Origin of the sequence: Thermohalobaculum sediminis (assembly GCF_023487995.1) — a bacterium.
GTDB lineage: Bacteria > Pseudomonadota > Alphaproteobacteria > Rhodobacterales > Rhodobacteraceae > Thermohalobaculum > Thermohalobaculum sediminis.
The window spans coordinates 1-20,513 of the sequence record NZ_JAMFKN010000005.1 but is presented as its reverse complement, the minus strand read 5'-3'; the positions used below and the strand labels follow the sequence as shown (position 1 = coordinate 20,513).

General features: G+C 70.9%; 23 protein-coding genes, 1 tRNA gene and 1 pseudogene. 12 read left to right on the top strand and 13 right to left on the bottom strand.

Annotated features, from left to right (window positions below):
- Nucleotides 1–54: 54 nt before the first annotated feature.
- The 5 genes from M1105_RS11485 to M1105_RS11465 all read right to left on the bottom strand — a co-directional run bounded on the left by M1105_RS11485 (nucleotide 55) and on the right by M1105_RS11465 (nucleotide 3,219).
- On the bottom strand, nucleotides 55–516 hold the full coding sequence (locus tag M1105_RS11485; protein WP_249580510.1) for a DUF302 domain-containing protein: 462 nt from the start codon (nucleotides 514–516) through the stop codon (nucleotides 55–57).
- A 176-nt stretch (nucleotides 517–692) separates the two neighbouring features.
- The gene (locus M1105_RS11480; protein WP_249580509.1) at nucleotides 693–866 is read right to left on the bottom strand and encodes a YdcH family protein; all 174 of its coding nucleotides are present in this window, start codon (nucleotides 864–866) and stop codon (nucleotides 693–695) included.
- A gap of 138 nt (nucleotides 867–1,004) precedes the next feature.
- Complete coding sequence (locus M1105_RS11475) at nucleotides 1,005–2,204, bottom strand: M20 aminoacylase family protein (protein ID WP_249580508.1); 1,200 nt, start codon at nucleotides 2,202–2,204, stop codon at nucleotides 1,005–1,007.
- Entirely contained in the window at nucleotides 2,201–2,992 is a 792-nt protein-coding gene (locus M1105_RS11470) for a tRNA1(Val) (adenine(37)-N6)-methyltransferase (protein WP_249580507.1), read from the bottom strand. Before M1105_RS11470 ends, M1105_RS11475 begins: the two co-directional genes overlap by 4 nt.
- Nucleotides 2,989–3,219 carry a putative signal transducing protein gene (locus tag M1105_RS11465; protein ID WP_249580506.1) on the bottom strand — a complete coding sequence of 77 codons (231 nt, stop codon included), beginning with the start codon at nucleotides 3,217–3,219 and terminating at the stop codon, nucleotides 2,989–2,991. Before M1105_RS11465 ends, M1105_RS11470 begins: the two co-directional genes overlap by 4 nt.
- Before the next feature lie 134 nt (nucleotides 3,220–3,353).
- On the opposite strand from M1105_RS11465, the gene M1105_RS11460 reads away from it, so the two are divergent.
- Nucleotides 3,354–4,370, top strand: a complete 1,017-nt coding sequence (locus M1105_RS11460; RefSeq protein WP_249580505.1) for a polyprenyl synthetase family protein — start codon at nucleotides 3,354–3,356, stop codon at nucleotides 4,368–4,370.
- A 12-nt stretch (nucleotides 4,371–4,382) separates the two neighbouring features.
- Here M1105_RS11460 and M1105_RS11455 read toward each other — a convergent pair whose 3' ends face one another.
- The 5 genes from M1105_RS11455 to M1105_RS11435 all read right to left on the bottom strand — a co-directional run bounded on the left by M1105_RS11455 (nucleotide 4,383) and on the right by M1105_RS11435 (nucleotide 10,258).
- Nucleotides 4,383–5,276, bottom strand: a complete 894-nt coding sequence (locus tag M1105_RS11455; RefSeq protein WP_249580504.1) for a 4-(cytidine 5'-diphospho)-2-C-methyl-D-erythritol kinase — start codon at nucleotides 5,274–5,276, stop codon at nucleotides 4,383–4,385.
- Between the two features lie 2 nt (nucleotides 5,277–5,278).
- Nucleotides 5,279–7,030 carry a tetratricopeptide repeat protein gene (locus M1105_RS11450; protein WP_249580503.1) on the bottom strand — a complete coding sequence of 584 codons (1,752 nt, stop codon included), beginning with the start codon at nucleotides 7,028–7,030 and terminating at the stop codon, nucleotides 5,279–5,281.
- Nucleotides 7,031–7,350: 320 nt separating this feature from the next.
- A complete protein-coding gene (locus M1105_RS11445) occupies nucleotides 7,351–8,454 on the bottom strand; it encodes an alpha/beta fold hydrolase (protein WP_249580502.1) in 1,104 nt (367 codons plus the stop codon).
- Entirely contained in the window at nucleotides 8,451–9,191 is a 741-nt protein-coding gene (locus M1105_RS11440; protein WP_249580501.1) for a poly(R)-hydroxyalkanoic acid synthase subunit PhaE, read from the bottom strand. Before M1105_RS11440 ends, M1105_RS11445 begins: the two co-directional genes overlap by 4 nt.
- Before the next feature lie 80 nt (nucleotides 9,192–9,271).
- Nucleotides 9,272–10,258, bottom strand: coding sequence for a 2-hydroxyacid dehydrogenase (locus M1105_RS11435; RefSeq protein ID WP_249580500.1), 987 nt, complete (start codon nucleotides 10,256–10,258; stop codon nucleotides 9,272–9,274).
- 165 nt (nucleotides 10,259–10,423) lie between these two features.
- On the opposite strand from M1105_RS11435, the gene M1105_RS11430 reads away from it, so the two are divergent.
- Nucleotides 10,424–11,047, top strand: coding sequence for an SH3 domain-containing protein (locus tag M1105_RS11430; RefSeq protein ID WP_249580499.1), 624 nt, complete (start codon nucleotides 10,424–10,426; stop codon nucleotides 11,045–11,047).
- 29 nt (nucleotides 11,048–11,076) lie between these two features.
- Here M1105_RS11430 and irrA read toward each other — a convergent pair whose 3' ends face one another.
- The gene (gene irrA / locus M1105_RS11425) at nucleotides 11,077–11,502 is read right to left on the bottom strand and encodes an iron response transcriptional regulator IrrA (RefSeq protein ID WP_249580498.1); all 426 of its coding nucleotides are present in this window, start codon (nucleotides 11,500–11,502) and stop codon (nucleotides 11,077–11,079) included.
- Nucleotides 11,503–11,670: 168 nt separating this feature from the next.
- Between irrA and fabA the strand changes: the two genes are divergently transcribed.
- Genes fabA through M1105_RS11410 form a run of 3 tightly spaced genes read left to right on the top strand, consistent with a single transcriptional unit; the run spans nucleotide 11,671 to nucleotide 14,272 of the window.
- Nucleotides 11,671–12,186, top strand: coding sequence for a 3-hydroxyacyl-[acyl-carrier-protein] dehydratase FabA (gene fabA / locus M1105_RS11420; RefSeq protein WP_249580497.1), 516 nt, complete (start codon nucleotides 11,671–11,673; stop codon nucleotides 12,184–12,186).
- Nucleotides 12,187–12,227: 41 nt separating this feature from the next.
- A complete protein-coding gene (fabB, locus tag M1105_RS11415) occupies nucleotides 12,228–13,454 on the top strand; it encodes a beta-ketoacyl-ACP synthase I (RefSeq protein WP_249580496.1) in 1,227 nt (408 codons plus the stop codon).
- A 14-nt stretch (nucleotides 13,455–13,468) separates the two neighbouring features.
- On the top strand, nucleotides 13,469–14,272 hold the full coding sequence (locus tag M1105_RS11410) for an enoyl-ACP reductase FabI (protein WP_249580495.1): 804 nt from the start codon (nucleotides 13,469–13,471) through the stop codon (nucleotides 14,270–14,272).
- A gap of 5 nt (nucleotides 14,273–14,277) precedes the next feature.
- Here M1105_RS11410 and M1105_RS11405 read toward each other — a convergent pair whose 3' ends face one another.
- On the bottom strand, nucleotides 14,278–14,547 hold the full coding sequence (locus M1105_RS11405; protein ID WP_249580494.1) for a BolA family protein: 270 nt from the start codon (nucleotides 14,545–14,547) through the stop codon (nucleotides 14,278–14,280).
- A gap of 103 nt (nucleotides 14,548–14,650) precedes the next feature.
- Between M1105_RS11405 and M1105_RS11400 the strand changes: the two genes are divergently transcribed.
- The 6 genes and pseudogenes from M1105_RS11400 (at nucleotide 14,651) to cobT (ending at nucleotide 19,921) form a co-directional block, all read left to right on the top strand.
- Entirely contained in the window at nucleotides 14,651–15,322 is a 672-nt protein-coding gene (locus M1105_RS11400; RefSeq protein WP_249580493.1) for a J domain-containing protein, read from the top strand.
- Nucleotides 15,323–15,328: 6 nt separating this feature from the next.
- A complete protein-coding gene (locus tag M1105_RS11395) occupies nucleotides 15,329–16,204 on the top strand; it encodes an MBL fold metallo-hydrolase (RefSeq protein ID WP_249580492.1) in 876 nt (291 codons plus the stop codon).
- A pseudogene (locus tag M1105_RS11390) lies at nucleotides 16,164–16,436 on the top strand (DUF3253 domain-containing protein). Before M1105_RS11395 ends, M1105_RS11390 begins: the two are co-directional and overlap by 41 nt.
- Before the next feature lie 152 nt (nucleotides 16,437–16,588).
- Nucleotides 16,589–17,578, top strand: a complete 990-nt coding sequence (cobS, locus tag M1105_RS11385; RefSeq protein WP_249580491.1) for a cobaltochelatase subunit CobS — start codon at nucleotides 16,589–16,591, stop codon at nucleotides 17,576–17,578.
- Between the two features lie 46 nt (nucleotides 17,579–17,624).
- Nucleotides 17,625–18,029 (top strand): VOC family protein, encoded by a 405-nt coding sequence (locus M1105_RS11380; RefSeq protein ID WP_249580490.1) that lies wholly within the window; start codon nucleotides 17,625–17,627, stop codon nucleotides 18,027–18,029.
- Nucleotides 18,026–19,921 (top strand): cobaltochelatase subunit CobT, encoded by a 1,896-nt coding sequence (gene cobT, locus M1105_RS11375; protein ID WP_249580489.1) that lies wholly within the window; start codon nucleotides 18,026–18,028, stop codon nucleotides 19,919–19,921. The genes M1105_RS11380 and cobT overlap by 4 nt, the downstream gene beginning before the upstream one ends.
- Before the next feature lie 3 nt (nucleotides 19,922–19,924).
- On the opposite strand, the gene M1105_RS11370 is transcribed toward cobT, so the two are convergent.
- A complete protein-coding gene (locus M1105_RS11370) occupies nucleotides 19,925–20,224 on the bottom strand; it encodes a hypothetical protein (RefSeq protein ID WP_249580488.1) in 300 nt (99 codons plus the stop codon).
- Nucleotides 20,225–20,356: 132 nt separating this feature from the next.
- Here M1105_RS11370 and M1105_RS11365 point away from each other — a divergent pair.
- Nucleotides 20,357–20,446 (top strand) — tRNA-Ser (locus M1105_RS11365).
- Nucleotides 20,447–20,513 lie beyond the last annotated feature (67 nt).

Here is a 20,513-nt window from a genome sequence, read left to right as displayed (position 1 = left end):
ACGACGCGGGCGGCGCGCCGGAGCGGAGGCGTGCCCGGCCCTGCCGCGCCGCGGCTATTGCGCCGCCTTGCCGGTGAGGCCGGCGAGCGCGCCGGCCATCTTGGCGATCACGGGGTGATCTGCGGGCAGGCCATGATCGGCCGCCAGTTGCGCGGGGTCGTGATAGATCAGCACCGTCGCGCCACCCTCGTCGAGCACCTGCACCCTGAGCGGCAGGTCGAGCCCGGCGCCCGGCGCGTCCTTGATCACCCCGGTCCCGAGCGCGGGATTGCCGAATATCACCATCTGGTTCGCGGGGATATCGACCCCGACCGACTTCGCGCCCCCGGCGTGATCGATCCGGGCGAAGACCTTCGCGCCCGCGGCTTCGACGGCGGCGACGAGGCGGTCGGCCGTCTCGGCGACCGGGTGGGCGCTTGGCACTCGCACGAGGTCGGCCGCGAGGGCGGGGGCGGATGCGAGGATCGCAAGTGCCGCGCCCGTCGCGAGACGGCGGGCAAGGCTCGGAAGGGACATGTCGGGCTCCTGCTCTGATCGGCGATTGCCGACCGAGGTTAACCGCGCACGGGCCGCGACGCATTGCGGATCACGGTCACAAAACGCACGATTCCGCGCGTCGATGTTGCGGGCCACGCCGCGCACCGACAGGGACAACGAAAGGGCCGGTTACCCGGCCCTTGGAAGTGCGTCTCTCAGTGGTAGTCGGGAGAGAGCCTCGTGATCTCGTCCTTCAGGTGCAGTTTCTGGCGCTTGAGCGAGGCGATGGTGAGCGGGTCCGATCCCGGTCGGCGCTGTTCGTCCTCGATCATCTTCTCGAGCGCCTGATGCTTCTGCCGGAGTTGGTCGAGATGTGAGGTGAGACTCATATCCGTCCTCCTGTTGCCGATGTGACAGCTTGACTACAGCAGGATTCGCGACGCCTGTCACGGCTCTCGCGAAAACGATCGCGTCATAGAGGCTTATCCCCGAATTTACCGGCTTCCCCACAGGCGCCTGTGGAAGACTCACCCCAGCGGCAGCGCCCGCTCGACGAGGCCCGACCAGAAGGCGACGCCGGCGGGCGCGGCCTCGTCCGAGAAGTCGTAGGCCGGATGGTGCAGCGGCGCGCTGTCGCCGTTGCCGATGAACACGAAGCAGCCCGGCACCTCCCGGCTGAGGAAGGCGAAATCCTCGCCGCCCATGGTGCGCGGATGGCCGCGCGTCACCCGGCCGTCGCCGAAGATGTCCCTGAGCGCGGCCTCGGTGAAATCGGTGGCCTCGGGGTTGTTCACGGTCGCGGGATAGGGCGTCTGCGAGCGCTCGAGCGTGATCTCGCACGCGAAGCTGCGCCCCGTCTCGGCGCAGATGCGGTCCATCTCGGCATGGACGAGGCGCTGCACCGCGTCCGAGAAGGTGCGCGTCGTGCCCATCAGAATCGCGCTCTCGGGGATCACGTTATGGGTCGAGCCGGCATGGAACTGCGTGATCGAGATCACTGCGGGCTCGAGCGGGTCGACCACGCGGCTCACGATCGACTGCAGCGCCGAGACCAGCGCCGCGCCCGCGACGATCGGGTCGCGCGCCAGATGCGGCTTGGCGGCGTGGCCGCCCTTGCCGGTGATCGTGATGGTGAATTCGTCGGCGGCCGCGAGGACCGGCCCTTCCTGCAAGGCGAAATGGCCGGCGGGCATGCCCGGCCAGTTGTGCATGCCGAAGACGCGGCTGACGGGGAAGCGCGTCATCAGCCCGTCGTCCAGCATCGCCTTGGCGCCCGCGCCGCCCTCCTCGGCCGGCTGGAAGCAGAAATAGACCGTGCCGGCGAAGTTTCGGGTGGCCGCGAGATGCCTGGCCGCGCCCAGCAGCATGGTGGTGTGGCCGTCGTGGCCGCAGGCATGCATCTTTCCAGGCTCGATGCTCTCATGGGCGACGCCGCTCGTCTCGTGGATCGGTAGGGCGTCCATGTCGGCGCGCAGCATGATGGCGGGGCCGCCCGGGCCCCCGCGGCCATGCAGCACGCCAACGACGCCAGTGACGCCGATACCGGTCTCGACCCGATCGAGGCCGAACTCGCGCAACAGCGCCGCTACCTTCGCCGAGGTGCGTTGCTCGTGGTAGCCAAGCTCCGGGTGTCGGTGGAAATCCTGCCGCCATTCGGCAAGGTCGGGCGCCATGGCGGCGATGGAGTTCGCGATGGGCTTCACGGCCGCGTTCAGGGGGGCGTTCACGGGGCTGTCTCCTCGAAGTCGATGGCGCGGCCCTCGCGCAGGATGGCGCGGGCACGGGCGGTGAAATCGTCCTGGTCGGCAACATGCGCCGGCCCTTCGTGCAGGACAAGGGGCGCGAGCAGGCGCAGGGGCGTGCGCACCCCCTTGCGCGCCCGGACGATCACCCGCCCGGCATCGCGCCCGGCGCGTGCAGCCAGCGGCAGGATCTCGACCGCCCCGGCCCGGCCGGCGAGGGCGCCAAGGATCCCGGACAGCCGCTCGGCACGGTGGATGATGGCAATGCGCCCGCGCGGCCGGGCACGGGCAAGCGCCGCCGCGATCCATTCGTCCAGCCCGGCATCGCCCTCGCGATGGGCGCGATCGCGATGCGCGACGGGCGAGGCGGGACTGGGCGGCGGGTGGTAGGGCGGGTTCAGGATCACGTGATCGAAGCTGCACGCCCTCAGCGCCGCCGGGGGCGCCGCCACATCGCCCGCGAAAAGCTCGACCTCCACCCCGTTGAGCGCGGCGTTGCGGGCAGCGAGGCCGAGATAGAGCGGCTCGATCTCGAGCCCCGCATGGAGAAGCCCCGGCACGCGCGCGGCGAGGCAGAGCGTCGCCGCCCCCGCCCCGATGCCGAGCTCGAGCACACTCTCGGCCGGGCGCGCCGGGACGCTGGCTGCCAGCAGCACCGGGTCGGTCGCGGCGCGATAGCCCGAAAGCGGCTGCACGAGCCGCACCCGCCCGCCCAGCAGGCGGTCCTCGCGCAGCCCCGCCTCGCCCGTCGCGTGCGATGCGTCCCCGCTCATCCCCAGGGCCCCGGCTCGTAGGTCTCGACGCCGTTCTCGCGCAGGATGGCGCGGGCGCGGAACAGGTCGGCGCGGTGCACCATGATGCGGCGGGGAAAGGCGCCGATGCCGCCCTCGAGGATGCTCATGTTGTGGTCGAACACGAAGCAGTCTATATCCTCGGCGGCGAGGAGCGCCCTCGCGAAGGGGATCAGCGTCGGGTCGGTCGTGCGGACGAGTTCTTCCATGCCGGGCAGGGTTACGCGAAGCGCCCCCCGGCGTCGAGAGCCGCGGGACCCCGAGCCGCGCGCGGCCGCGGCGATACCGCCCGTCGATGCCACCCTTCCCTGAGCCTCCCTCTACCAGCCGAAGGACGCCGCGCATGCCCCCCATCTCAGCGATGAGCCCAGATCCTGCGCCCGGCCCGTTCGAGCGGCTGGTGGCGCTGGTCGCGGACGACCTCGACCGCGTGGGTGCGCTGATCCACGAGCGCATGAGCTCGCAGCACGCGCCGCGCATCCCCGAGATCTCGGCCCACCTGATCGAGGCGGGCGGCAAGCGCCTGCGCCCGATCCTGACGCTGGCGGCGGCGCGGCTGTGCGGCTACGAGGGCGAGGATCACGTCAAGCTGGCGGCGACCGTCGAGTTCATCCACTCGGCGACGCTGCTGCATGACGACGTGGTGGACGAGAGCGCCAAGCGCCGCGGCCGGGCGACCGCCAACATCCTGTGGGACAACAAGTCGAGTGTGCTGGTGGGCGACTACCTGTTCGCCCGGGCCTTCCAGCTGATGGTCGAGACCGGGTCGGTGCGGGTGCTTGGGATCCTGTCGGACGCCTCGGCCGTGATCGCCGAGGGCGAGGTGCTGCAATTGATCACCGCGCATGACCTGACGACCGGGCTCGACCGCTACGAGCAGGTGATCCGGGGCAAGACGGCCGCGCTGTTCGCCGCCGCGACCGAGGTGGGAGCGGTGATCGCCGGGCGCCCGGAGGCCGAGGTGGCGGCAATGCGGACCTATGGCGACGCCCTTGGAATCGCTTTCCAGCTGGCCGACGACTGGCTCGACTATGGCGGCTCGGCCGAGTCTCTGGGCAAGAACACGGGCGATGACTTCCGCGAGGGGAAGGTCACGATGCCGGTGATCCTGGCGGTGCAACGGGGCGATGCCTCGGCGCGGGCCTTCTGGCAGCGCACGATCGCGAAGGGGCGGCAGGGCGAGGGCGATCTCGAGCAGGCACTGGCGCATCTGCACGCCACCGGTGCGCTCGAGGCCACGCGGCAGGCCGCGCGCGAGGAAGCGGCCCGCGCCATCGCGGCGCTCGATGCCTTCCCGGAGGGCGAGATGAAGACGGCGCTCGCCGACATCGCGGGCTTCGTGGTGGCGCGGACGGTCTGAAGCGCCGGCGCGTCAGGCGCCGACCGGCGCGGCCGCGACCCACCAGCCGGGGGCGGCGGCGCGGAGCCGCTCGGCCTGCGCGATCGCCTCGGGGCCGGTCTCGTGCAGCGCGAAGCAGGTCGCGCCCGAGCCCGACATCCGCGCGAGCGGCGCGCCGGCAAGCGCCTCCAGAACCTCGGGGATCGCGGGGCAGAGCGCGCTGGCCGCGGGCTCGAGATCGTTGCGCTGGGCGCGCAGCCAGCCGACGAGGTCGGCGAAGCCGGCGAAGCCGCCCGCGGGCGCGGCGGGTCCCGGCGGCAGGTCCTTCCGGACGCTGGCCGCGAACACGGCACGGGTCTCGACCGACCGCAGCGGGTTCACCAACACCATCCAGAACCCCGGCATCGCCGGGGCGGGCGCAAGTCGCTCGCCCACCCCGGCCATCAGCGTCGCCCCCGGCGCGGCAAGGCAGACGGGGACGTCCGCGCCAAGGCGGGCGGCGAGGTCCGCGGGCAGCCCGACGTTCCAAAGCCGCGCGAGCAACCGCAGCGCCGCCGCGGCATCGGACGAGCCGCCGCCGATGCCCGAGGCCACGGGCAGGTTCTTCACCAGCCTGAGCGCGGCGCGCGGCCGGGCCAGCCCGGCGGCCTCGGCCAGGGCCCGGGCGGCGCGCAGCACGAGATTGTCGCCGTCCGCCGACAGCTCGCGCGCGAACGGGCCGTCGAGCGCGAGCGACAGGCCCGGCCCGCTCTCCGCCTCGAGGAGATCGCCGATCGCCGGAAAGACGGCGAGGCTCTCAAGCAGGTGATAGCCGTCGGCGCGCTGCCCGCGCAGGTGCAGGAACAGGTTCACCTTGGCCCGCGCGAGCTGCGAAAGCGGCTCGGCCGCCGCGCCGGGCGCGGCGGGTGCGGGCGTCGCCGTCGTCATGCTCAGCCGCCGTTCTTCGCGTCCGCCGCGCCGAGCACCGCGGGCGTGCCGCTTGCAGATTCCTCGGCAAGGACCGTGTCGAGCCCGACCTCGAGCTTGCGCCGGATCCGGGTAAGGTCCTTCTCCTCGGGCTCGAAGGAGAGCGCCCGCTTCCACTGGAATCGCGCCTCGGTGCGCCGGCCGATCATCCACAGCGCGTCGCCGTAATGGTCGTTGATGACCGGATCGACGGGGTTGATCTCGACCGCGCGCTCGAGCTGCTCGACGGCGCCCTGATACTCGCCGAGCCGGTAGAGAACCCAGCCGAGGCTATCGACGATATAGCCGTCCTCGGGTCGCTGCTCGACCGCCTTTTCGATCATCGCCCGGGCCTCGGCGAAGTTCCGGCCCATCTCGATCCAGGAATAGCCAAGGTAGTTCAGAACCAGCGGCTGGTCGGGCTCGAGTTCCAGCGCGCGAAGGAAATCTGGCTCGGCGAGATCCCATTGCTTCGAGCGCTCGTAGGCGATGCCGCGCTGGTAGAACAGGACCCAGTGATGCGGCTCGATCTGCGGCAGCAGGCGGATCGTCGCGTCGTAGGCGACCGCCGCTTCCTCGAAGCGCTCCTCGCGGCGCAGCAGATCGCCGAGCGCGTTCTGCGCCTCGATCGAGCGGGGATAGCGCGCCGCGACCTCGCGCATCGCGACGATGGCGGCGTCGGCACGCTCGGCAAGCTGCATCGATTCGGCGCGTCCGATCATCGCCTCGAGCGCCTCGGGCGCGTCGCGCGGGACCGATTCATAAGCCGCGATGGCCGCGTCGTATTGCTGCGTGACGCGCAGCATCTGCGCCGTCAGCAGCTTCGCCTCGATCAGGTCGGGGTCGAGGAAGCTCGCGAGCCGCGCATAGGCGAGCCCCACCGTGCGGTTCGCGCCGCGCGAGAGGTAGCCCGAAAGGCCGAAGAACGCCTCGCCCGCGCCCTGCGCGGCGGTCGTCACCACCGGCGCCGGCCGGGTGCCATCGGCAATCGCGCGCTCGAGTTCCTCCAGCCGGGTATCGCCCAGCGTGCGCTCGAGGCGGCCCGTGATCAGCGCGCGCGCCTCCTCGGCCCGGCCAAGCCGCGCGAGCACGCCCGCCTGGATGCGAACCAGCCGCAGCGTCGGCGTGTCGGCCTTCTCGGCGGCCCGCGCCAGCGCCTCGGCCGCGGCGGCGTCGTTGCCGGCGGACGCCTCGACCAGCCCGAGATGATAGGCTGCCATCATCTGCCCGGCCGTGCCCAGCTTCTCGTCCGCCTCGAGCTCGGCCAGCGCCTTGACCGCGGCAGGCACGTCGCCGGCCGACACATGCGACCATGCGCCGAGCAGGAGGCCGAGGAACTGGCTGCCGTCGCTGGGCACGGCCGCGAGCGCCTCGCGCGCTGCATCGGGCGCGCCGCGCCGGATCGCATCGGCGGCGAGCACGAGCGCGCCGAAGGCATGGCCCGGCTCGATGGCGTCGAGCCGGCGCGCGATCGGCACCGCGGTCTCCACCTGGCCGGCCGCAACCTTGGCGAGGATCGTGCGCTCGAGCAGCGTGGTGTTCGACTGGTCGCCGGCGAGCGCCTGCGCATAATACATGGCTGCGCCCGCGACATCGCCGTTGCGAACCGCGTGCTCGGCGGCGAGGTAGGGGCCGACGGCCGGCTCGGCCCGCGACGGCAGGGGCGCCGCCGCGATCAGGAGCGCGATGGCGGTAGCGCAGAGCGCGCGGGTAGGATGCGTGAAGCGGCGGAGCAATGCGGCCTCCTCGAAGCGGTGTCTCGTCAAGCGGCAGATGGGTGCCGCGCCACGGATTTCCCAGCGCCTGGCGCCGGCATGCCCCCCAGCATATCTCAATGCGCGGACGCGGGAAGGAAATATAGCGTGCTGACGCCGTGACACGGCGCGCGCCGTTGCCGTCATGCCAGCCTGCACCGATCGGGCCCCATCCGCGAAGTCCCCGCTTCCCCGGCCGGCGAGCCGGGGCCGCGGCGGCATCGCCGGGGCGGAGAGGCACCTTGTCGAGCCCGGCGCAGCCCAGCCTGCACTGCGCGGGACCGGAGCGGCGCAAGGTGGTATCAGTCCAGCCCTTCCAGCCACTCGATCACCGCGGGCGGCACGATCGCCTGCGCGCGGCGCGAGACGAAGACCCCGATATGCCCCGTGGGCACCTCGACCTCCCGATAGGGGGCGTGGCGCAGGTGCCGCCCGAGCGCCCGGCTGCAGGGTGGCGGGATGATGTGGTCGCGCGCGCCATAGATGTTGAGAACCGGGCAGGCGATGTCCCCGAGCCGCACCGGCTGGCCCGCCACCATGAACGTGCCCTCGACCAGCCGGTTCTCGGCATAGAGGCCGACCAGCCATTCGCGCGCCGCCGCGCCCGGATGATCGGGGCGGTCGGCGAGCCATTTCTCCATCCGCAGGAAGGTCTCGAAGGCGTCGTCGTCCCCGGCGATCTCAAGCAGGTCGGCGCCGTATTTCGAGACGGTCCGGGCGGGCGCGAGGTTCTGGAATACCGCGCCCGTGAGCTCGCCCGGCAGGTTGCCCCAGTCGTCCACCATGCGCGCGATCAGGTCCGGGTCGAGGTTGCGGGTCCAGAGGTTCAGGTGGCCGTGGCCCGGCTCGGGGTCCTCGACATCGGCGTGGAAATCGACCGGCGTGACCGCGAGCGCGAGCCCCTTGAGCCGCTGCGGGTGCAGGGCCGCGTGGCACAGCGCGAAGACCCCGCCCTGGCAGATGCCGAACAGCGCCGCCCGCGCCGCGCCGCTTTCGCGCGACACGGCGGCCAGGACCTCGCCGAGGAAGATCTCGGCATAGTCGGTGAAGTCGAGGAATCGGTCGGCCCGGGTCGGATTGCCCCAGTCCACGACATAGGTGTCCACACCCCCCGCGAGCAGCCGCTGGACCAGCGAGCGGCCGGGTTCGAGGTCGGTCATGGTCTGCCGCCCGATCAGGCCGTGCAGGATGACGAGCGGGCCCAGCCGCGGTGCCGTGACAGGACGGTAGCGGGAAAGGGTGATCTTGCCCTCGCGCCAGATCTCGTCGCGCGGCGTGGTGGCGATCTCGACGGCGCGCAGGTCGGCGCGAGCAAGCTGCGCGCCAAGGCGCGCCATGCGGCTTGCGAGATCGGCCATGCGCCCGCCCGCGCCGCCGCCCGTCCCGCCCCCCTGCCCCGTGCTCACGGCGCGCGATCCATGCCCGGCGGCGCTGCGCGCGCGCGCAGCTCGCGGATCTCGCGCTTCAGGGCGTGCACCGTGGCGTGCAGGTCGTCGAGCTCGGCTCGCGTCGGCAGGCCCAGGAAACCCGCGAGCCGGTCGATCCTGGTCCGCAGCGTCGAGCGCAGCGCGATCTGCGCCTCGACGAGGTCGCGCTGCGCCGCGAGGAAGGCGTCCGAGCGGTGGGTGCGCGCCATCTCGGCATCGGCGACGTCGCGCCACAGCGCGGTCATCGCGCTCCAGTCGGGATCGGGGCGTTTCTCCGCGCGCGCGGCAGCGAGATCGTTCGAGAGGCGCTCGACGAAGCCCTTGAAGGCGCGCATCCAGCCCTCGGCCACCACGGCGCGGAACTGTTCGAGCGCGGCGGCGAAGGCGATCCATTCGCGGGTGGCGCGGATCGCGGCGCGCTCCTCGCGGAAGATGTCGGCAAGGTCGGGGCCCTCGATCCAGCGCCAGAGGTCCGCCATGCCGCCCTGTCCCTCGGGCCTGAGCCAGCCGGCGGGATCGAGCGGGCTGGCGCCCGGGCCGGGGTGCTTGTCGGCCGCAGCGGCGGCGAAGGCGTCGGAGAACCGCGCCCAGGCCTTGTGCATCGCCTCGGCGCGGCTCCAGGCGGCGCCGGCGTCGGGCCCGGATTCGGCAAAGGCGCGCGCGCCTTCCAGCCACAGCCGGAAGAGATCGCCCTCGGCGCCACCGCCATCGGACATGCCCGGACCCTCCGTCACATCTCGGACGGCTCTACACCGCTTCGGCCCAGATCGCCAGTGCGCGCGGGCCGGGCGGGACGTCAGAGCATCGAGGGCAGCACCTGGTCGGGCGGGCGATGGCCATCGGCGAAGGTCTTGATGTTGATGATGACCTTCTCGCCCATGTCGAGCCGCCCCTCGATGGTGGCCGAGGCCATGTGCGGCAGCAGCACGACGTTCGGCAGGCCCATCAGGCGGGGATTCACCCCGGGCTCGTGCTCGAACACGTCGAGACCCGCGCCGGCGAGCTCGCCCTTCACCAACATCCGGGTGAGCGCGTTCTCGTCGATGATCTCGCCGCGCGCGGTGTTGACGATGTAGGCGGTCTTCTTCATCAGCGCGAGCCGGCGCGCCGAGAGCAGGTGGAACGTGCCCGGCGTGTGCGGGCAGTTGACGCTGACGATGTCCATGCGCGCGAGCATCTGGTCGAGGCTCTCCCACCAGGTCGCCTCGAGCGCCTCCTCGACGCTCTCGTGCAGCCGCCGGCGGTTGTGGTAGTGGATCTGCAGCCCGAAGGCGCGCGCGCGCCGCGCCACCGCCTGGCCGATGCGGCCCATGCCGACGATGCCCAGTCGCTTGCCCCAGATCCGGTGGCCCATGATGGCCGTGGGGCTCCAGCCCTGCCAGTCGCCCGACTGCATCAGGTGGATGCCCTCGGCCAGCCGGCGCGGGACGGCCAGGATCAGCGCCATGGTCATGTCGGCGGTGTCCTCGGTCAGCACGCCGGGCGTGTTCGAGACGAGGATGCCGCGCGCCCGCGCCGTCTCGACGTCGATGTGGTCGAAGCCCGCGCCGTAGTTGGCGATCAGCTTGAGCCGCTCGCCGGCCTGCGCCAGCAGCTTCTGGTCGATCCGGTCGGTCACCGTGGGCACCAGCACGTCGGCCGTGCGCATCGCCTCGGCCAGCTCCGCCTCGGTCATCGCGTGGTCGTCGTCGTTGAGACGGACCTCGAACAGCTCGCGCATCCGGGTCTCGACGGCATCCGGCAGCTTGCGGGTCACGACGACGGAGAGACGCTTGCGGGTCATCCCAAATCCCTTTCCTCTGGGTCTGCCCAATGTGTTAAATTCTTGCGCGGGTGGATTGAAGAGGTCATTTCCTCCCCGGACAACAATTCACGCGGCACCCGGGCGCAGGTGGCAGGCACAGGCCGCGGCGGGGCAGGTTCGCGGAACGCGAGGGCAGAGCGGGCAATGAGACGAGACGGCATCGGGCGAGCACGGCCCCGGCGCGGCCTGGCGTGGCTGGCGGGGATCGCGCTTGCCGCTCTGGTCGGCGTGACGCTGGGCCTTGGACCGCGCGATGGCCGGGCGCAGACGGGTGTCGATGTGCCGGCCGCGGATACGGGCGCGGCCGGGACGCCCCCCGGCGAGGCCGCCGCCGCCACGCTCGGGCCCGTGACCAAGCTGCCCCTGCCGCGCTATGTCTCGCTCAGGTCGAACAAGATCAACGTGCGGCGCGGGCCGGGACAGATCTATCGTATCGACTGGGTGTTCCGCCGCGCCGGGCTGCCCGTGCGCATCGTCGACGAATACCGCGACTGGCGGCGCATCGTCGATTCCGACGATGCGGGTGGCTGGGTGTTCCACTCGCTGCTGTCGGGGCGCCGCACGGTGCTGATCACCGCCCCGATCGCCGAGCTGCATGACGAGCCCACGCTGGCCTCGCCCGTCGCCGCGCGGGCCGAGCAGGGCGTCGTGGCGAGCCTCATCGAGTGCGAGCCCGACTGGTGCGAGATAGAGACCGGCGAGATTTCCGGCTGGGTGCGCAAGGAGGCCATCTGGGGCGTCGATCCGGGCGAGACGCTGCCGGACTGACAGGCGCGCAAGCGGCGCAGCCGGACCCGTCAGCTCCGACGCAGGCGGATCACCACATCGACCTTGGCGATCTCGGCGCCCTGCGGGGGATCGGGCAGGCGCTCGAACCGCACGGCGCCAAAGGGCGCGTCGGTCAGCCGGCCCTCGTCCTCCCAGTAGAAATGCGCGTGGTCCGACACGTCGGTGTCGAAATACGAGCGGGTTCCGTCCACCGTGATCTCGGTCATCAGGCCGGCGGCGGTGAAGCTGCGGAGCGTGTTGTAGACGGTGGCGAGCGAGACATTGGTGCCGCTGCGCCCGGCCGCCTCGAACAGGCTCTCGGCGGTGACGTGGCGGTTCCGGCCGTCGCCGATCAGCAGTTCGGCAAGCAGCAGGCGTTGGCGCGTGGGCCTCAGCCCCGCGCTCGCCAGCCAGTTTGCCGCGCGCCAGGCGGGCGTCGCTGCCCGTTCGTCCATCGCGCAAAACCCTTCGCAGCCCATGGTCTCGAACCGCCTTTTAACCCGAAACGCCGGGGAACCGCCAGACCAAAGCGCCACGGCGCGCGCATGGGCAATCACGTTCTTGTCTGCCCCCGGCACGGGTGCTAGGGAGGCTGCGGACGGGGACCGCTGATGGGAAGGCCGATGACCGCGCGTGCGAACAGCTATGACTACGAGGGCCTGCTGAGCTGCGCGCGCGGCGAGCTGTTCGGCCCCGGCAACGCCCAGCTTCCCGCGCCGCCGATGCTGATGGTCGACCGCATCACCGCGATCACCGCCGACGGCGGCGCGCATGGCAAGGGCGAGGTGGTGGCCGAGCTCGACGTCAAGCCCGATCTCTGGTTCTTCAAGTGCCATTTCCTGGGTGACCCGGTGATGCCGGGATGCCTTGGCCTCGACGCGCTGTGGCAGCTGACGGGCTTCTTCCTCGGCTGGACGGGAATGCCCGGCCGCGGCCGCGCGCTGGGCGTGGGCGAGGTCAAGTTCTCGGGTCAGGTAACCCCGGCGACCAGCCTCGTGCGCTACACCGTCACGATGAAGCGCGTCATCGACCGCAAGCTCAAGCTCGGCATCGCCGACGGGCAGATGGAAGCGGACGGGCAGGTCATCTATACCACCACCGACATGCGGGTCGGCCTCTTCACCGAGGCTACCGGCTGAACGCGCCCCAAGGGGGCCACGCAACTCGGGAGCAGCGGCTCATGCGTCGTGTCGTCATCACCGGCATCGGGATCGTCTCGTCCATCGGATCGAACGCGCAGGAAGTGACGGCGAGCCTGCGCGAGGGCCGCTCGGGCATCGTCTTCGCGCCCGACTATGCCGAGCGCGGCTTCCGCTGCCAGGTCCACGGCCAGCCGAACGTCGACATCGACGCGATGGTCGACAAGCGCGTGCGCCGCTTCATGGGCGACGGCGCGGCCTGGAACTACATCGCCATGGAGCAGGCGATCGCCGATGCGGGGCTGGCCGAGGCCGAGGTGAGCCACGAGCGCACGGGGCTGATCATGGGCTCGGGCGGGCCATCGACCAAGGCGCTGTTCGAGGCCCATCAGACCGTGCTGCACAAGGGCGGGCCGCGCCGGATCGGGCCCTTCGCGGTACCCAAGACCATGTCCTCGACCAACTCGGCGACGCTGGCGACGCCGTTCAGGATCAAGGGGATCAACTACTCGATCACCTCGGCCTGCTCGACCTCGGCGCATTGCATCGGCAATGGCGTCGAGCAGATCCAGTGGGGCAAGCAGGACATCGTCTTCGCGGGCGGGGGCGAGGAGCTGGACTGGACGCTCTCGTGCCTGTTCGACGCGATGGGGGCGATGAGCTCGAAGTTCAACGACACGCCGCAACGCGCGAGCCGGGCCTACGACAAGGACCGCGATGGCTTCGTGATCGCCGGCGGCGCGGGCGTCGTCGTGCTGGAGGAGCTGGGCCGGGCCCAGGCGCGTGGCGCGAAGATCTATGCCGAGGTGACGGGCTATGGCGCGACCTCGGACGGCTACGACATGGTGGCGCCCTCGGGCGAGGGCGCGGTGCGCTGCATGCGCCAGGCGATCTCGACGCTGGACGGACGCAAGGTGGATTACATCAACACGCATGGCACCTCGACCCCGGTGGGCGACAAGAAGGAGGTCGAGGCGATCCGCGAGGTGTTCGGCGCGGGCACCGAGCCGCGATTCTCGTCCACCAAGTCGCTGACCGGCCACAGCCTGGGCGCGACCGGCGTGCAAGAGGCGATCTATTGCCTGCTGATGATGCAGGGCGATTTCATCGCGGCGAGCGCCAATGTCGAGGATCTCGACCCCGACTTCGCCGGTGCGCCGGTGGTGACCTCGCGCCTCGATGGCGCAGGGCTCGACACCGTGATCTCGAACAGCTTCGGCTTCGGCGGCACGAACGCGACACTCGCGCTCAGCCGGTATCACGGCTGAGCGGAGGGCAGGCCATGTCGGGTCTGATGCAGGGCAAGCGCGGGCTGATCATGGGGGTGGCGAACAACCACTCGATCGCCTGGGGCGTGGCGCAGGCGCTTCATGCGCAGGGGGCCGAGCTGGCCTTCACTTACCAGGGGCACGCCTTCGAGAAGCGGGTGCGTCCGCTGGCCGAAAGCCTTGGCGCGACCATCGTGATGAACGTGGACGTGACCAGCGAGACCAGCCTCGACGAGGCGTTCGGGACGCTGGGGCGGGAATGGGGCCGCATGGACTTCGTCGTCCACGCGATAGCTTATTCGGACAAGGCAGAACTGACCGGGCGATTCGCCGACACGACTCGGGCGAACTTCCTGCGCTCGATGGACATCTCGTGCTTTTCCTTCGTCGATGTCTCGCGCCGCGCGGCCGAACTGATGCCGGATGGCGGCTCGCTGGTGACGATGACCTATCTCGGCGCGCAGCGGGTCATGCCGAATTACAACGTGATGGGCGTGGCAAAGGCGGCGCTCGAGGCCTCGGTGCGCTATCTGGCGAACGACCTCGGGCCGCAGGGGATCCGGGTGAACGCGATCAGCCCGGGGCCGATGCGCACGCTGGCGGGCTCGGCGATCGGGGGCGCGCGGCGGGTGTTCAAGGCGACCGAGGAGAATGCGCCGCTGAGGCGCAACGCGGCGCTCGAGCATGTCGGCGGCGCGGCGGTCTACCTGCTGTCGGACCTCGGGGCATCGACCACCGGCGACGTGCTGTTCGTCGATGGCGGCTATCACGCGCTGGGCATGGCGCAGCCCGAGAACCTGCCGGCCAACAACGCCTGACCGGCTCAGCCCTCGCCCGGCGCTCGCAGCTCCATCGCGAGCGCGTGGACGGGGCCCGCAAGCTCCTCCGCCAGCGCCTTGTTCACTGCGCGCTGGCGCGCGACGCGGGACTGGCCAGCGAAGGCGGGCGCGGTCATGCGCAGGTGGAAATGCGTCTCGCCCCCCTCGCGCCAGCCGCCATGGCCACGGTGCTTCTCGCTCTCGTCGACGAGCTCGAGCGACTCGGGCGCGAAGGCTTCGCGCAGCTTGCGCTCGATCCGGGCGGCGACGGTCATCGGCGGATTCCTCATGTCAAGAATTGGACTTCGATTTCTCTAGGCTATGATCTTCGCCTGCCTACATGAGAGATCAAGAGCAGAGGACCGCGAACGCACCACGATGCCGCCGAACCGCCATCTCGACTACGACGTCTCGGTCACCGCGGACAAGCGGCGGCGGATGCGCGCGCGCGGCATGACGGGCGCCTTCGAAAGCTCGGAGCGGGCCTGCGACTGGCCGGGATGCGACGGCAAGGGCGCCTACCGCGCCCCGGCGAGCCCCGAGCGGCTCGACGAGTTCCGCTGGTTCTGTCTCGACCATGTCCGCGACTACAACGCAGCCTGGAACTTCTTCGAGGGGCTGGACGAGAGCGCGCTGGAGGAACGGCTGCGCAACGCCACCGTCTGGGAGCGCCCGACATGGCGGATGGGCAACGGCCCGGCGGCGGCGATGGGGTATCTTCACACCCATGCCGACGGCCGCGCCTGGGAGCGATTCGGCATGTCCGACCCGCTGGACGTGCTGGGCGCCGCCGCCACCATCAACCCCGCGCGCAGCGCAGCCGAGGAACGTCCGCGCCGGCGCCTGACGCGCGAGGAGCAGAAGGCAATGGACACGCTGGGCCTGCCGCATCAGGTCGAGACGCGCGTCGAGGTGCGCCGCCGCTACCGCGCACTGGTCAAGGACCTGCATCCCGACATGAACGGCGGCAGCAACCCCGAACCCGAGCGCCTTGCCCGTGTTCTCAAGGCCTGGCAGATCCTGCGCAAGAGCCGCAACTTCCGGGACTGAGGGGTCATGCGCGTCACCCTTCTCGGCACCGGCTGCCCGCGGGTCAGCCCCCATCGCGGCGGGGCGGCAACCCTGATCGCGACGGCGTCCGCGGCGGTACTGATCGACTGCGGCGCGGGGGTCACGCAGCGGCTGGTCGAGACCGGGCGCGAGGGTGCGGCAGTCGACGCGCTGATCGTCACGCATCTCCATTCCGACCACCTGGTCGACTTCTACCAGCTGGTGATCTCGTCGTGGCACCAGGGGCGGGCGCGGCCCTGGCCGGTGCACTGCCCCGCCACGGTCGTGCCGCTGATCGAGGGGACGATGGCGCTGTGGGCAGCCGAGCGGGCGCTTCGGGTCGAGTGGGAGCAGCGCCCCTCCGCCGCCGGGCTCGACGTGACGACGCATCCGATCGAGTCGGGGCGCCGCATCACCATCGGCGATCTCGAGATCGAGCCGGTGCTGGTCGATCACGCACCCGTCGCCCCCGCCTTCGGCTTTGTCTTCCGCGCGGGCGGGCGCACCGCGGTCGTCTCGGGCGACACCCGGGTCTCGGAGCCGCTGATCGCCGCCGGGCGGGGCGCCGACCTGCTGGTGCACGAGGTGTTCATCCATCGCGAGATGCCGGCCATCCCCGGCAAGCGCAGCGCCGCCTCGGTCGAGCGGGTGGCAAGCTATCACACGCGCTCGGACGAGGTGGGCCAGGTGGCCGCGGCGATGGGCACGCGGGCGCTCGCGCTCACGCATTTCGTGCCGCCCGAGTTCGACCGCGCGGCGCTGCTGGCCGAGGTCGCGCGCGACTTCGCGGGGCCCGTCTTCGTCGGCGAGGACGGCATGGAGTTCGACCTTGCCAACGGCGATGTCGCCCATGGCCGGTTCCGGGCACGGCTGCTGGGCTGAGGCGGCCGAGGCCGCGATCCTCGCCGCGCTGGCCCGCCGGCGCCCGGGCGCGACGATCTGCCCGTCGCAGGCGGCGCGCCGACTCGACGCGGACGGCTGACGCGCCCGGATGCCCGAAATCCGCGCCGCCGCCAGCCGCATGGCCGCCGACGGCCGGCTGGTGGTGACACAGCGCGGCACGCCGCTCGATCCCGCGAAGATCCGCGGCCCAGTCCGCTTCGGGCTTCCCTGACGCGGCCTTCGGCATTATATCGGGCGCATCCCGATCACCCAGCCCGTGACCGAAGGAGCCCTCGACGCGCCGCGCGCGACGTCGCGCTTGCTCTTGCATCGACCGGGTCTATGGTTCACACGGGGCGCGTCGCGGAGACGATGGAGGACGAGATGGCAGACGGCGGCAACAGGAACCCCGCGGAGCTTCCGACCGTCGAATATTCGGTGCGCGAGCTTTTCGGCATCGACACGGACATGACGGTGAAGGGCTTTGCCGAGCCGACCGACCGCGTACCCGAGATCGACCCGACCTACCGCTTCGACCGCGACACGACGCTGGCGATCCTCGCAGGCTTCGCCCACAACCGCCGCGTCATGATCCAGGGCTATCACGGGACCGGCAAGTCGACGCATATCGAGCAGGTCGCGGCCCGCCTCAACTGGCAGTGCGTGCGCGTCAACCTCGACAGCCATATCAGCCGTATCGACCTGATCGGCAAGGACGCGATCCGGCTGCGCGACGGAATGCAGGTGACCGAGTTCCAGGAAGGCATCCTGCCCTGGGCGCTGCGCACACCCACCGCGATCGTGTTCGACGAATACGACGCGGGCCGCCCGGACGTGATGTTCGTGATCCAGCGCGTGCTCGAGGTCGACGGCAAGCTCACGCTGCTCGACCAGAACCAGGTGATCAAGCCGCACCCGTCCTTCCGCCTGTTCGCCACGGCGAACACCGTGGGGCTGGGCGACACCACCGGGCTCTATCACGGCACGCAGCAGATCAACCAGGGCCAGATGGACCGCTGGTCGATCGTGACCACGCTCAACTACCTTCCGCACGACGCCGAGCGCGACATCGTGCTCGCCAAGTGCCCCGAATACCGCAATGGCCGCGAGAAGACGATCAGCCAGATGGTGACGGTCGCCGACCTGACCCGGCAGGCCTTCATGAACGGGGACCTGTCGACCGTCATGAGCCCCCGCACCGTGATCGCCTGGGCGCAGAACGCCGAGATCTTCGGCCACGACATCGGCTTTGCCTTCCGGCTGACCTTCCTCAACAAGTGCGACGAGCTCGAGCGCCAGCTGGTGGCCGAGATCTACCAGAAGTGCTTCGGCGAGGAATTGCCGGAGAGCGCGGCGAGCGTGAGCCTCGGCTGAGGCCGCAGACGCGATGATCGGCCAGCCGCCAGAGGGATACCGGAGCGTGAGCGCCTACCTCGTGCATCCCGAGGCCGAGGCGATCCACCGGTTCTGCCGGGCGGTGTTCGGGGCCGAGGATGTCGAGGCACCGGTTCGAGGATCGGATGGCCGCTTCATCCACGTGGCCGTCCGGATCGGCGACAGCGTGGTGATGATGGGGGCGCCCGATCGGGACTTTCCCGGGCAGAGCGCCCTCCTCCACGTCGATGTCGCGGACTGCGACGCGGTCATGGGCAAGGCGCTGGCGGAAGGGGCCGTGGGAGAGATGACACCGAGGGACATGCCGCATGGCGACCGCGCCGGCTGCGTCCGCGACTGCGCGGGGAACCGGTGGTGGATCGCCCAGCGTCTCGAGCATGTCGCGCCGGAGGAGATCGGACGGCGCGCGGACGCGGCACGGAAAGCATGACCTACAAGTCCGATAACCCGGCAGACCCGTTCAAGAAGGCGCTCGGCGAGGCCACGCGCGCCCTCGCGGGGCAGGACGAGATCGAGGTCACCTACTCGGCCGACCCGCCGGGCCGCACCAACACCGGCATCCGGCTGCCGCAGGTCTCGCGCCGCATGACGCGCTCCGAGGTGATGCTGGCGCGCGGCACCGCCGACGCCTACGCGCTGCGCGAGCGGTTCCATTCCGACACGACCCATGCCCGCTACACGCCGCGGGGCGAAATGGCCCGCGCGATCTTCGACGCGCTCGAGGACGCGCGCTGCGAGGCGATCGGCGCCCGCGCCATGCCGGGCGTGGCGGACAACCTCGACGCGCGGCTCGCCAACATCGCCGAGAAGCGCGGCTATGCCACGATGGCCTCGACGCAGGATGCCCCGATGGCCGAGGCCGCCGGCCTGATGCTGCGGCAGGCGATCACCGGGCGCCCGCTGCCCAGGGGGGCCGAGCACCTGCTCGACATCTGGCGCGGCTATTTCGAGAGCCATCTGGGCGAGAGCGTCGAGCGGATCGGCGACAACCTCGAGGACCAGGCCGCCTTCGCCCGGAAGGCGTGGCGGATGATCGACGAGCTTGGCTATGGCGACCAGCTTGGTGACGACCCCGACGAGCCCCTGCCCGAAGAGTTGCAGGACGAGAACGACGGCGAGGCCGAGGATCAGGAACAGGACGGCGAGGACGGCGGCGAGGACGACCAGCAGGACCAGGAGTACCTGCCCGACGACCAGCGCGGCGAGCAGGACGACAGCCGCCGCATGGAAGTCGAGATGTCCGAGTCCGAGGACGATGCCGAGGAGATGGACGCCCTCGACGCCGAGGACGGCATGCCCCCGCCCGAGGAACGCGCGCCCGCGCCGCCCTCCGAGGCCGATCCCGCCTACCGGGTCTTCACCCAGAAGCACGACGAGGTTGTGACCGCCGAGGAGCTTGCCGACGAGGCCGAGCTTGAGCGCCTGCGCGGCTATCTCGACAAGCAGCTGGAACCCCTCAAGGGCGCCGTCTCGCGGCTGGCGAACCGGCTTCAGCGGCGGCTCCAGGCGCAGCAGAACCGCAGTTGGGAGTTCGACCGCGAGGAAGGAATCCTCGATGCCGGGCGGCTCGCGCGCGTCGTGGCGAACCCGACCACACCACTCAGTTTCAAGGTCGAGAAGGACACCGAGTTCCGCGACACCGTGGTGACGCTACTGATCGACAATTCGGGCTCGATGCGCGGCCGCCCGATCTCGATCGCGGCAATCACCGCGGACGTGCTCGCGCGCACGCTCGAGCGCTGCCAGGTCAAGGTCGAGATCCTCGGCTTCACCACCCGCGCCTGGAAGGGCGGCGAGAGCCGCGAGGACTGGCTGAACGCCGGGCGTGCGCCCAATCCGGGCCGGCTCAACGACCTGCGCCACATCGTCTACAAGGGCGCCGATGCGCCATGGCGGCGGGCGCGGCGCAATCTCGGGCTGATGATGCGCGAGGGGCTGCTCAAGGAGAACATTGACGGCGAGGCGCTGGAATGGGCGCACAAGCGTCTGAGCGGGCGGCCCGAACAGCGCAAGATCCTGATGGTCATCTCGGACGGCGCGCCGGTCGACGACTCGACGCTGAGCGTGAACCCCTCGAACTACCTCGAGCGCCACCTGCGCGAGGTCATCGCGATGATCGAGCGGCGTCGGGCGGTCGAGCTCCTCGCCATCGGCATCGGCCACGACGTGACGCGCTATTACGCGCGCGCCGTTACGATCACCGACGCCGAGCAGCTTGCCGGCGCCGTGACCGAGCAGCTGGCCGCGCTCTTCGAGGCCGACCCAAGGCAGCGCGAGCGCGCGAGCCAGCGCGCCGGCCGGCGCCGGCGCCGGGCAGCCTGAGCCTCACAGCCTCCGCCACGGGCGTCCGAACAGGAGCAGGAGCGCGCCGAGAACCAGCGCCTCGACTGCCAGCGGCCACTCCAGCAGCGTCTGGATGCCCGGGTCCCAGAGCGCAGGCGACAGATGCCGCTCGACCGCGGGCTGCAGCAGCTGGAGACTGTCCGGGTGGAGCGCGAACCACCACTCGCCCAGCGCGCTCAGCCGGAAACCGGCTCCGTCACGCAGCGCCGCCGTGACATCGGCCCCGAGGACGAGCGCCGCGCCGATCAGGAGCAGGACACCCAGAACCCTGCAAGTCCGCATCGCCACCCTCCCCCACGCCCGGCCATGCCCGCGGCGCAGAAACCGCCTGCAAGCCCCCGCCTTCTGCCAGCACGCGCGGCAGCCCGCAACACTTGCGAAATCCCCGCACTGCGGATAGCGTCCGCCCGCGTCGGAGAGGTGGCCGAGTGGTCGAAGGCGCACGCCTGGAAAGCGTGTATACCGGCAACGGTATCGCGGGTTCGAATCCCGCTCTCTCCGCCACCCAGACCAGTCTCGATTTGACATCTCGGACTTCTCCCGGAATGTCGGGGGATATCCGTCTATTAGA

What these genes read in the sequence shown, in the direction of transcription:
- M1105_RS11485 (WP_249580510.1), bottom strand. Translation starts at nt 516, where the DNA reads ATGTCCCTTCCGAGCCTTGCCCGCCGTCTCGCGACGGGCGCGGCACTT.
- M1105_RS11480 (WP_249580509.1), bottom strand. Translation starts at nt 866, where the DNA reads ATGAGTCTCACCTCACATCTCGACCAACTCCGGCAGAAGCATCAGGCG.
- M1105_RS11470 (WP_249580507.1), bottom strand. Translation starts at nt 2,992, where the DNA reads ATGAGCGGGGACGCATCGCACGCGACGGGCGAGGCGGGGCTGCGCGAG.
- M1105_RS11465 (WP_249580506.1), bottom strand. Translation starts at nt 3,219, where the DNA reads ATGGAAGAACTCGTCCGCACGACCGACCCGACGCTGATCCCCTTCGCG.
- M1105_RS11460 (WP_249580505.1), top strand. Translation starts at nt 3,354, where the DNA reads ATGCCCCCCATCTCAGCGATGAGCCCAGATCCTGCGCCCGGCCCGTTC.
- M1105_RS11455 (WP_249580504.1), bottom strand. Translation starts at nt 5,276, where the DNA reads ATGACGACGGCGACGCCCGCACCCGCCGCGCCCGGCGCGGCGGCCGAG.
- M1105_RS11440 (WP_249580501.1), bottom strand. Translation starts at nt 9,191, where the DNA reads ATGTCCGATGGCGGTGGCGCCGAGGGCGATCTCTTCCGGCTGTGGCTG.
- M1105_RS11435 (WP_249580500.1), bottom strand. Translation starts at nt 10,258, where the DNA reads ATGACCCGCAAGCGTCTCTCCGTCGTCGTGACCCGCAAGCTGCCGGAT.
- M1105_RS11430 (WP_249580499.1), top strand. Translation starts at nt 10,424, where the DNA reads ATGAGACGAGACGGCATCGGGCGAGCACGGCCCCGGCGCGGCCTGGCG.
- irrA (WP_249580498.1), bottom strand. Translation starts at nt 11,502, where the DNA reads ATGGACGAACGGGCAGCGACGCCCGCCTGGCGCGCGGCAAACTGGCTG.
- fabA (WP_249580497.1), top strand. Translation starts at nt 11,671, where the DNA reads ATGACCGCGCGTGCGAACAGCTATGACTACGAGGGCCTGCTGAGCTGC.
- fabB (WP_249580496.1), top strand. Translation starts at nt 12,228, where the DNA reads ATGCGTCGTGTCGTCATCACCGGCATCGGGATCGTCTCGTCCATCGGA.
- M1105_RS11410 (WP_249580495.1), top strand. Translation starts at nt 13,469, where the DNA reads ATGTCGGGTCTGATGCAGGGCAAGCGCGGGCTGATCATGGGGGTGGCG.
- M1105_RS11405 (WP_249580494.1), bottom strand. Translation starts at nt 14,547, where the DNA reads ATGACCGTCGCCGCCCGGATCGAGCGCAAGCTGCGCGAAGCCTTCGCG.
- M1105_RS11400 (WP_249580493.1), top strand. Translation starts at nt 14,651, where the DNA reads ATGCCGCCGAACCGCCATCTCGACTACGACGTCTCGGTCACCGCGGAC.
- M1105_RS11395 (WP_249580492.1), top strand. Translation starts at nt 15,329, where the DNA reads ATGCGCGTCACCCTTCTCGGCACCGGCTGCCCGCGGGTCAGCCCCCAT.
- cobS (WP_249580491.1), top strand. Translation starts at nt 16,589, where the DNA reads ATGGCAGACGGCGGCAACAGGAACCCCGCGGAGCTTCCGACCGTCGAA.
- cobT (WP_249580489.1), top strand. Translation starts at nt 18,026, where the DNA reads ATGACCTACAAGTCCGATAACCCGGCAGACCCGTTCAAGAAGGCGCTC.
- M1105_RS11370 (WP_249580488.1), bottom strand. Translation starts at nt 20,224, where the DNA reads ATGCGGACTTGCAGGGTTCTGGGTGTCCTGCTCCTGATCGGCGCGGCG.